This is a genomic window from Endozoicomonas sp. YOMI1 (assembly GCF_024606345.1).
In the GTDB taxonomy this organism is placed as follows: domain Bacteria; phylum Pseudomonadota; class Gammaproteobacteria; order Pseudomonadales; family Endozoicomonadaceae; genus Endozoicomonas.
In genome coordinates this window covers 1-9,597 of sequence record NZ_JAHHPM010000141.1, presented here as the reverse complement: position 1 = coordinate 9,597, position 9,597 = coordinate 1, and the positions used below count along the sequence as shown (strand labels likewise).

11 protein-coding genes are annotated in these 9,597 nt (G+C 50.7%); 1 reads left to right on the top strand and 10 read right to left on the bottom strand.

Annotated elements, in window-relative coordinates:
- Positions 1–138: 138 nt before the first annotated feature.
- From KDK15_RS04990 to KDK15_RS04955, 8 genes are all read right to left on the bottom strand, one after another.
- Positions 139–594 carry a regulatory protein RecX gene (locus tag KDK15_RS04990; protein ID WP_257294264.1) on the bottom strand — a complete coding sequence of 152 codons (456 nt, stop codon included), beginning with the start codon at positions 592–594 and terminating at the stop codon, positions 139–141.
- A gap of 4 nt (positions 595–598) precedes the next feature.
- Positions 599–1,699 carry a recombinase RecA gene (gene recA, locus KDK15_RS04985; protein ID WP_257294263.1) on the bottom strand — a complete coding sequence of 367 codons (1,101 nt, stop codon included), beginning with the start codon at positions 1,697–1,699 and terminating at the stop codon, positions 599–601.
- 122 nt (positions 1,700–1,821) lie between these two features.
- Complete coding sequence (locus KDK15_RS04980) at positions 1,822–2,316, bottom strand: CinA family protein (RefSeq protein WP_257294262.1); 495 nt, start codon at positions 2,314–2,316, stop codon at positions 1,822–1,824.
- 166 nt (positions 2,317–2,482) lie between these two features.
- Entirely contained in the window at positions 2,483–3,019 is a 537-nt protein-coding gene (locus KDK15_RS04975; protein ID WP_257294261.1) for a DUF3299 domain-containing protein, read from the bottom strand.
- Positions 3,020–3,030: 11 nt separating this feature from the next.
- Positions 3,031–4,293: an FtsX-like permease family protein gene (locus KDK15_RS04970; protein WP_257294260.1), complete on the bottom strand. Its 1,263-nt coding sequence runs from the start codon at positions 4,291–4,293 to the stop codon at positions 3,031–3,033.
- Positions 4,293–5,030, bottom strand: a complete 738-nt coding sequence (locus tag KDK15_RS04965) for an ATP-binding cassette domain-containing protein (protein WP_257294259.1) — start codon at positions 5,028–5,030, stop codon at positions 4,293–4,295. The genes KDK15_RS04970 and KDK15_RS04965 overlap by 1 nt, the downstream gene beginning before the upstream one ends.
- Position 5,031: 1 nt before the next feature.
- Positions 5,032–5,664, bottom strand: coding sequence for a DUF2796 domain-containing protein (locus KDK15_RS04960; RefSeq protein ID WP_257294258.1), 633 nt, complete (start codon positions 5,662–5,664; stop codon positions 5,032–5,034).
- Positions 5,665–5,716: 52 nt separating this feature from the next.
- On the bottom strand, positions 5,717–6,097 hold the full coding sequence (locus KDK15_RS04955) for a hypothetical protein (protein ID WP_257294257.1): 381 nt from the start codon (positions 6,095–6,097) through the stop codon (positions 5,717–5,719).
- A gap of 316 nt (positions 6,098–6,413) precedes the next feature.
- On the opposite strand from KDK15_RS04955, the gene KDK15_RS04950 reads away from it, so the two are divergent.
- On the top strand, positions 6,414–7,826 hold the full coding sequence (locus KDK15_RS04950; RefSeq protein ID WP_257294256.1) for a hypothetical protein: 1,413 nt from the start codon (positions 6,414–6,416) through the stop codon (positions 7,824–7,826).
- Between the two features lie 26 nt (positions 7,827–7,852).
- On the opposite strand, the gene KDK15_RS04945 is transcribed toward KDK15_RS04950, so the two are convergent.
- Entirely contained in the window at positions 7,853–8,665 is an 813-nt protein-coding gene (locus KDK15_RS04945; RefSeq protein ID WP_257294255.1) for a crotonase/enoyl-CoA hydratase family protein, read from the bottom strand.
- Positions 8,666–8,770: 105 nt separating this feature from the next.
- Positions 8,771–9,597: hypothetical protein (locus KDK15_RS04940; RefSeq protein WP_257294254.1), on the bottom strand; the 827-nt coding region annotated here is incomplete at its 5' end.

Genomic DNA, 9,597 nt, shown 5'->3' with positions numbered 1-9,597 from the left:
CAGAGTGACTGATCACTTAGTCAGAAAATATGATTTCATTTGGTTAACTACTTACAGCGTATTCCGCCGGAAACAGCAGCACTGGCAACCAGGCCCATTAGGTTAAGACACCTTCTTTGTGATTTGTGAGGTTTGTGGTTATGAGGAAGAGAAAGCGGAGTATATCTGGCTCATGGAGAAGCCTCGCTGGACCAGGAAGCGGATCTGCCGGGTTCTCTCTTTATTATCCAGAGGAGTAGAGGTGCCAAACCTTCGCTCTTTCACCGCTTTTGCCAGTTCATCCCAGTGATCGTCCTGCTCCAGCAGGTATTGACCGATCAACTCGCTATCAATCCCTTTCTGAAACAGCTCCGATTTTATACGAACCGGACCGTAGCCCCGCTGTTGATGACTATAGACATAACTTTCAACAAAACGGTGATCGCTTTGCAACCGCTCTTCCCGCAAGCGGTTAAGTGCTTCAATCACCAGTTCCTGGGGAAAACGGCCCGAAAGTTTTCGAGCCAGCTCGGTAAAACCATGTTCCCGCCGGGCCAGGAGAACCATGGCAGCCCGACGGACATCTTTCACCGATTGAATGACTTCAGCAGACATTCAATTAGTCAGCCAGCAGCTCGTCCTGCTGCACGCTTGCCACTGCATCGTCGTTACCTTTTTTGCCAACACCTTTCCCGGCTTCAGTGTCGGCTTTTTTTGCGGCGTCTTTCTCCGGAGTACTCATTAACTCATCACGGATCCGGGCTTCGATTTCAGCCGCCAATTCCGGGTTATCAGAGAGGTACTGGGCAGCATTGGCTTTACCCTGACCAATCTTTGAGCCTTTATAGGCATACCAGGCACCGGACTTATCGATCAGTTTCTGCTTCACACCCAGATCAATCACTTCACCCATATGGTAGATACCCTGGCCATACAGGATCTGGAATTCAGCCTGTCGAAAAGGCGGTGATACCTTATTCTTCACCACCTTAACGCGGGTTTCGTTACCGACAACCTCATCACCCTGCTTAACGGCACCGGTACGACGGATATCAAGACGTACAGAAGAATAGAATTTCAGTGCGTTACCGCCCGTAGTGGTTTCCGGGTTGCCGAACATCACACCGATCTTCATACGGATCTGGTTGATGAAGATGACCATGCAGTTGGTCTGTTTGATGGAACCAGTCAGCTTACGCAGTGCCTGAGACATCAGACGAGCCTGCAGGCCAACGTGGGAGTCCCCCATATCACCCTCAATTTCCGCCTTGGGTACCAGGGCAGCGACAGAGTCAACAACGATGACATCCACGGCACCGGAACGGACCAGCATATCCGTGATTTCCAGTGCCTGTTCACCCGTATCCGGCTGGGAGACATACAGGTCATCCACATTCACACCCAGCTTACCGGCGTACTGGGGATCCAGAGCATGCTCAGCATCAACAAAGGCACAGGTGGCACCCTGTTTCTGTGCCTGGGCAATAACGCTCAGGGTCAGCGTGGTTTTACCGGAAGATTCAGGACCGAAGATTTCAATAACACGGCCTTTCGGCAGACCGCCAATACCCAGGGCTATATCCAGTTGCAGAGAACCGGTGGAAATTGCAGGAATCGCCTCCTGCTTCTGGTCGCCCATCCGCATGATGGCGCCTTTACCAAACTGTCGGTCAATCTGGCCAAGTGCTGCTGCCAACGCTTTTTTTCTGTTATCATCCATTTTTTCACGCCCTCAGTTCGATTCTGACTTCATCAGGAACAGCTCATAAGTAACACTGTATATTTAAACAGATACTGGATATTTGTCCAGTATATTTATCGCTTCGACCGGAACGAATCTTTTCAGGTTAATAGGGTCAGAATACCCTGCAACGCCTGAACAACCGTCTGTGCCCTGATCTGATCGCGATCACCCTCAAGAAGAAAGTGTCTTGCAGCCGTTTCCTGGCCGGTACTCCAGGCAATCCATACGGTTCCCACAGGCTTTTCCGGTGTCGCGCCCCCCGGTCCGGCAACGCCGGTCACGGCCACGGAGATATCGGTTTCCAACAACTTGCGGACACCCCGGGCCATGGCAATGGCCACCTGTTCACTGACAGCACCGCATTTATTCAGCAACACTTCCGGCACATGCAGCAGCTGAGCCTTTACGCCATTGGCATAGCAGATAACACCGCCTTCAAACCAGGCAGAGCTACCGGGCAACACGGTCAATGCATAACCAATACCACCACCGGTACAGGATTCAGCGGTAGACAGGGTCCAACCCCTGGAAATCAGGAGTTCAGCAATTTCACTGACAATGGGGGACGTAGCAGAATGCAGTGTAGGTTCCATGGTCACTCGCCAGTACGGTTATCAGAGAAGCCAGTCAGGATAGGATGTTATAACACGATTAGGGGAAGTCTTCACAAGTTATCATCGAATACCCCATTGCACGGCACTGTTGTCGGGGAAACATGCTTTGCCCTGAAACATCCGGGGCAAAGCCTTCTTGTCTTTTTTAATCAAACTCCTTAAGACTTTCCACCGTTATGGCATAGACAACGTCAGTATACTCGGAGGTATTGTTTTCAACCCTGATCACCCCTTCCAGCCAGTAGGGGGTGTAGCCCGCTTCTGTCACTTTTATGCCCTGGTCATAGCGGACAAAAATGGTCTGGTTGGGTGGCGGTGGCGGTACATGAATACAGGCTCCCAGGGTTGGCACCAGCAACAGTTCTGTGGCTGATTGATCCTTATCAATATTCAGTGGCACAAGATAACCGGGAATTTTGACCCGTCGCTGATTCATACTTGCTACCGGAATTTTGCCCAGCTCATCAATATATTCAATAGCCTCTTCCTGACTGATTTCACCCGCCTCATATTTGCGGACAATTTCCTCATCCACCGGCGGCATCAGGTCATCCCAGTTGATCTCTCTGACCGAAGGTTTTTCAGGGCTTGCAACCTTTGCAGCCATGGCAAAATCCACCGGCATAAAAGCCAGCATAAATACCAGGGCCATCCAGCCAGGGCGTTGTCTTTCAGCTATCATTATTCGCTCTCCTACAGCCTGACCGTCAGACCATCCGCCAATGAATTTTTATAGGCCCGCCAGGCAGGCACTGCACCCAGTATGGTCGCCGAGACAATAATGGCGACCGCCAGAATCAACTCAAAAATCCCCGGTAACGCAATGGTAATATGCAAACCCAGCTGCATTTGCACTACCGGTTGAATGGCGAACAGCATTCCATACATCAGCAGGAAGCCCAATAGTGTGCCAGTGATGGCATAGATCAGGGACTCGGTCATCATCAGGGTAAAGATATGCCCGGGCCGGGCCCCTACTGAACGGAGAATGGCCATCTCTCTACGCCGCTCATTAAGCGACGTCAGAATGGTGGTCAGCATGCCAACTAACCCCGCAACCACCACCATCACTGAAACCGCCAGCAATGCCTTTTCAGCCGACCCCACCAACTGCCAGAGCTCCCCCAGGGCAACACCCGGTAAAATAGCCGTCAGCGCCTCCTGACGATACTCATTCACCGCCCGCTGATACCGAAAAGCCGCCACCCGGGACTTCAAACCGACAAAATAGGCGGTAATGCTGGACGGTTGCAAATCCATGGCCCGTGCCCTGTCGGCAGAAACCGAGAACAGGGCATTAGGTGCCGCCCCATTGACCCAGTCAATGTGCAACGCCTCAATCCCCTCCAGAGAGATCATTATCACTCTATCCATAGGTGTGCCGGTAGGCTTTAACACACCGGAAATCCTGAAGGGTTTATCCTGATGCGTCTGCAGGCTCCGGCTTTCAACACCGTGACTGAGTACAATTTCCTGACCAACCCGATAGCCAACAGCCGCCGCCACTTCAGAACCAATCACTGCATCATAGAGATCATCAAATGGCTTACCATTGCTGAAGTTGATGGGCTGATTATCACCAAAACGGAAGTGTTCAAACAGGCTTTGAGCAGTACCCACCACGCGATATCCTTGATGAGAATCCCCCAAGGCAATGGGAATAGTCCAGGCCACCGCCTTGTTGGAGGACAGGTCCTGATAGGTTTCCCAGGTGATATTATTGGTCGCATTACCCATATGAAACACCGAATAGAGCAGCAGGTTAAGTGAGCTGCTGCGGGCACCGACCACGAGATCGGTACCGGACACGGTACTGGTAAAACTGTTCCGGGCCTCAACCCGCACCCTTTCCACGCCCAGCAGCAAAGCCACGCTGATGGCAATGGAGAAAATGGTCAGCAATGCCGTGGCTTTGCGGTTACTCAGACTTTTCACCGCCAGATGAAGTATTGACATCACACCACCTCCGGCTGAACTACTGGCCGATGCTGACTGGCACGATTGATTTCATTCAGGGCAACAGAGCAATCAAACAATGCTTCCAGGGCAGAGTCATGGCTGACGAAAACCAGCGTACTGCCCGCAGCCTCACACTCTGCAAACAGCAGGCGGATAAATGCCTCACGGGTATCACTGTCCAAAGCCGAGGTAGGCTCATCTGCGATCACCAGTTCAGGACGGCCAATCAACGCTCTGGCTGCCGCCACTCTCTGCTGCTGGCCAATACTGAGTTCCGTCACTGGCCTCTGCAGCAACTGCGGATCGGTTAGCTCCAGATGGTTTAGCAATCGAATCGCTTCCTGTTTGGCATCAACGCCCATGGATTGAAGGTTTTCACGGCGCTTGCTGGCAAACCCCAGCGGCAGTGTGACATTGTCAACCACCGAAAGATAAGGAATCAGGTTAAACATCTGAAAGATAAAACCGATATGATCTGCCCGGAAATGATCCCGACATGCCGGGGAAAAACGACCAATGTCGTTGCTCAGCACAGAGACAGCACCGGCAACCGGTGTGAGTACGCCCCCCAAAAGCCCCAGTAGCGTCGTTTTGCCAGACCCTGAAGGCCCCCGGATAAACACCTTCTCACCCTGGCTGACCAATAGTTCCGGTATATCCAGAACCACTGTTTCAGGCTGCCAGCCAAACTGGACATCCTTTAGCTGAATCACCGGTTGACCGAGACCACTCATATCAGAAGCGCACCTCTGGTCGCTGACGGCTCATCTGACCGGCTATCTGGCCAGAATCGGTAAAGCCCTGAACCTTCAACTGCTCACTGCTGCCAAACCGCTGAAACAAACGGGTAGAGATACTGTTGAGCCCGGCAATATTGGCACACTCATATACATAAGTAGCAGCAATATCCATATGTGCTGACTCATGGTGACCATCGCCATGGTGGTCATCGCGCCCATGCTGGTCATGGTGTGAGTCGTGGTGGCCATGGGCATGGTGTGAACCATGATGGTCATCTGCATCCCTATGATGGTCATGATGATCTTCTCCATGCTCACCACTGGCCGAAGCCGATGCCGTTTTCAACCTACAGGACGCCGCTGGTGTAAAAGACCATAAATCGTCTTTTTCAAGTTCAAGCAGGGCATCTTTAAGTTGCCTGCGCTGGGCATCCGAACGGATGGATTCAAAGCCAAGAATGTCAAATCCCGGCGTTTCCAGTTCAATATGAATCTGACGACCTTCAATGGCAAAATTCAAATGACCGGCTCCATGTACATGGGCACCGGCATGACGATGTCCGTCAGCAGAAACACTTGCTGACAGTAAGACACAGGCAACAGAGGCCATTTTTGAAACACAACGCATACACAGTTCCTGAAAGAAAGAAAGAAAAAAATAATTGATGAACAATCAAACTTCAGACTTGGTAACCGGGCGGTGCGCGGGTTTGTCTTTTGGTTGGGGTGGAAGAATGGATCGATAAGCGATAGGGCCGGTCGTTATGAACTGGATCGAACCGCACTTTTACCTGGAACCAATGTACAGGTGAAGGAGCCTGAGACACCAGCATACAATCCGATGAATGGCGGTGCTCAGTGTTCTGGTGATCACTTGTATCATCGACAATGGCAGTAACCGGATACTGCCAGAATATTTCTGACCGAAAGTTCTGGTCCGATAAAGTATGAACATGGCTCAGCGTATAGTGAACCACCATCAGATAAACCGCTACCGTCAGACAGGGCAGCAATCGCTTGCCGTCTTTTCCACGGTCTGTCTGGCAAAGGCTGATGGTCATATTCTGCGATTCCTTTCGGTATTGCCCTCATCATGTTCTGGAGGGATCAGTACCCAATCTCAAAATGCAAATCGTTATAACATAACATGTCCCGAATCGCCAAAAGATAATGCCAGAGTCTATTGACTCTGTGTTTGATCAGGCATTGGGACCTCAATAGCATCCGGTCATTTTGCCTGGTGAACCAAACATCCGGGCTGTTGTCAAAAGGCCAAAAGATCATAAGGCCCTATGGCCGAGAGTGTGGGCTCTAATTGTTACTTTACAGATTTATTCTTTTCAAGATTTTAATGCCTGACCACAGGAGTTGGTGTACATGTATTTTTATCCTGCTCAATCGACTCCCGTTGACACTGCCAAGGTTGAGTCGCTGCCAGTCAATGCTGAGGGTAAAGACAAAGCCCCTGCTCATCAGGCATCCGAAGAAAAAGCCTCAATATTATTCCGGACCACCAGTGGTGCCTGCTTCAGGTGCAGGCGGCTTGATATTGATCTATTGCTGCAGCTGTATTGCTTCCCGTGTTCAAATTTAACCAGTAAGTCAATCAAGATGCGTGACTCAAGTCCAATTGATGATCCTTCCCATGTTATTGAAAGCGCACCCTACCCGCCGGAGAGCACACAGGGTGGTCAGGATTGCGGAGTCATCGACCTGGCAAGGCAGCTGACATATCCGCTGCCTGGCCAGGACGACAGTGAAGCCTTGCCCCTGCCCGCTGACATTCGATGTGCCAGAAAAATTTGTCCACAGGTTAATAAGTTTGCACAGTGCCAGGTGTTGACTGAGTTGTCGAAAAGCCTGGAGGTTGCTTGTGCCAGAGGCGTATTACTGAATAATTTTGAGGGCGCTGAACTCATTCCTCCGAGCATCGAATGCGGCCAATGGCTGTCTCTTCATGACCTGCCTGCCCATTACCATAAAGATGATGCGCATCCCCCCCGGACGCAGGCACCAGTTTTAAATAAACCCGGGGTCAACCCGCAGATACTACCTGAGCCACCCACTGCTGCCAGAGAGCCCGAATGGGCAACAGCGGGGGCGCTGGCAACTCCGACAATAGCCTATGCCCAGTACGAAGCCATGGTTAAACAATTTGGGGATGTACTCAATGGCTTTGCCGAGCTAAGACTTGCCTGTCGACACCAGGCAGCTACCATCGATGAACTGTGCAAAACTGTTGTTGGCCAGCAAGCACAAATACATGAGCTTGAGCTGGGACTACAGCTCTATAAAGCGGGTACCGGCAACGGCGTTTTAACCTGGAAGCTACCCGGTTTCAAAAAAGCGCTGGAGAACATCAGGGGCGGCCATAATCAAATACATTTCAGCAGTCCCTTTTTTCATACATCTGAAGGATATGCATTATATGGACGAATTCATATTACTGGTGATGGTGCAGGTCGGGGCAGTAATATCAGTTTGTCCATAGGGCTTATGCCATCACTATATGATCCGATTCTGCCCTGGCCATTCAGGGGAGCTGTTCGATTTGAAATGCTTGGCAGTATGGGTAGGGTGATACACAACCATATCTATACTTTTATTCACGACGGTAGCAATCTTCAGGACCCAAAAGTTAACCCAGAGACTTCTACCTTATGTGTTATTCCTATAAGCCAGGAAACGATGATGGACAAATATTTGGTAGACGACGATCTCTTTATCAGAATCACGGTTGAAACACAAAAAACTCCCATGACCGGTATAGCCGGTCATGGGAGTTTGTAATAAAAGGTATAAAAGCCGGTTACCTTTCAAAATGTGCGCCGGTCAATAAACGGCAGGGGGTCCTCTTTTTTACTCAGACCATTCTTCATGGCAATGCGCTGGTTTTTACGCCCCAGCAGGCGCGCCTGAACCCAGCGCTCCCAGCGCAGGGCTTTCCAGGTGTCGGCTTTCCAGGTTTTCCTGAACAGGTATTTCGCTGCGGCAACGGCGTCCGGTGACTGCCTGCAAATCGTCTGGGCAAGCTGTTCTGCTGCCACCATCGGGTCATCAGCCAACCGGCCGATCAAACCATACTCGTACCCCTCCCGCGCGGTGAATGTACGGCCGGTCATGGTCAGCTCCTGGGCAATATCAATGCGGGTCAGCCGGGAGAGTGTGACCATTCCACTCATATCGGGAATCAAGCCCCACTTCATCTCCATAATGGCAAGGCTGGCATCCGCCCTGGCAATGCGGTAATCCGTAGCCAGGATAATCTGCATCCCACCACCAAAGCAATTACCGTGAATAACAGAAATAACCGGGACTGGCAGGTCTCGCCAGCAATGGGCAATCTCCTGGGCAATATTCTGTTTGGTCCAGGGCAGTTTAAGAAAGACTTTTGCCACTATGCCCGGGTCTTTGCTGACGGCCTGAAAATCCAGCCCTGAGCAAAAAGAGGGGCCATTCCCGGAGAGAATCACACAGCGGATCGAGCGATCCTTCCGGATTTTTTTTGCGGTTGCAATCATGTCACGAAACATGGCCATATCCAGGCCGTTATGTTTCTCAGGACGGTTCATGGTGACGTAAGCGATGTGGTCTTTCACTGCAAAGAGCACACGGGGTTGATCAGGCATGGGAACCTCAACAGCAGCCGGTCATTATTATTATCGAAGTGAATCATTCCATAAATCGGATGCTATCGCAAAATCACATGATCAGCCGATCAGACATGAAACCTGTCAGTGGTCGCAGAATAGTCCGGGAATTGGCGCCTGGGTAATACTGTATTTTCCCTCCAGATCCCGATAGACAATGGCACTCCAGATCGTGCCATTGTCCAACTGGAACTCCAGCGCGTAATTCACACCATTAACAATCTGAGAGTGCACCGCCAGCATTTTTTTCAGCTTGGCCGACTTTTCCATTCCCCTGACCACCAGATTTACCGCCTTCTGAGCCTCTGGAGTAACTTCAGATTTGGTCCAACCACCGGGCAGGTTGACTTTGGCCTGACAGATGGCTTCAGCTGTTTTGTTATCGACAATGGGCTTGTCATCAGGCGGTTCGCATCCTATAAGCATGATTGCTGCATACAACGCACAGATCGTTTTTACTTTCATTGGCAACACCCCATCTTGATCATGACTGAAACAGTTCACTGCACAAATCTGGCAGGATGAGCATCCTATGGTCGCCCTGTTTTCTCCGTTACCTGACATTGTGTACTGTTCAGACAGGGCAGCTGCCTCAATAATTTTTGTTTTGCCACACAGCTTTGAGGCACACTCTCTTAGCTGCTCATTTTCAAGCACATCATTGGCTATTTTTTTGAGCGAAGTGAACTCCTTGAAGTCGAGGTTATCATGGTTCAACCGATAATGGGCTTGTTCAAAGGCCACGATCATTTCAATTCTTCGTTGAGGAGAAGACTGGAGATCTTCAGCTGGCCTTGCGATTTTTCTGCGATCATGAGCAGGCAGAGGCGGTGAAGCATCCCGGCTAGGAGGCTGCCCGAGAATAGCGCCCGTAGCGAGGATTGCGAGAAATTGAGGATAAAAATTTCTGA

Excerpts from the sequence above, each read along its gene's own strand:
- KDK15_RS04965 (WP_257294259.1), bottom strand. The coding sequence starts at position 5,030 with ATGAGTGGTCTCGGTCAACCGGTGATTCAGCTAAAGGATGTCCAGTTT.
- recA (WP_257294263.1), bottom strand. The coding sequence starts at position 1,699 with ATGGATGATAACAGAAAAAAAGCGTTGGCAGCAGCACTTGGCCAGATT.
- KDK15_RS04950 (WP_257294256.1), top strand. The coding sequence starts at position 6,414 with ATGTATTTTTATCCTGCTCAATCGACTCCCGTTGACACTGCCAAGGTT.
- KDK15_RS04980 (WP_257294262.1), bottom strand. The coding sequence starts at position 2,316 with ATGGAACCTACACTGCATTCTGCTACGTCCCCCATTGTCAGTGAAATT.
- KDK15_RS04945 (WP_257294255.1), bottom strand. The coding sequence starts at position 8,665 with ATGCCTGATCAACCCCGTGTGCTCTTTGCAGTGAAAGACCACATCGCT.
- KDK15_RS04955 (WP_257294257.1), bottom strand. The coding sequence starts at position 6,097 with ATGACCATCAGCCTTTGCCAGACAGACCGTGGAAAAGACGGCAAGCGA.
- KDK15_RS04990 (WP_257294264.1), bottom strand. The coding sequence starts at position 594 with ATGTCTGCTGAAGTCATTCAATCGGTGAAAGATGTCCGTCGGGCTGCC.
- KDK15_RS04975 (WP_257294261.1), bottom strand. The coding sequence starts at position 3,019 with ATGATAGCTGAAAGACAACGCCCTGGCTGGATGGCCCTGGTATTTATG.
- KDK15_RS04960 (WP_257294258.1), bottom strand. The coding sequence starts at position 5,664 with ATGCGTTGTGTTTCAAAAATGGCCTCTGTTGCCTGTGTCTTACTGTCA.
- KDK15_RS04970 (WP_257294260.1), bottom strand. The coding sequence starts at position 4,293 with ATGTCAATACTTCATCTGGCGGTGAAAAGTCTGAGTAACCGCAAAGCC.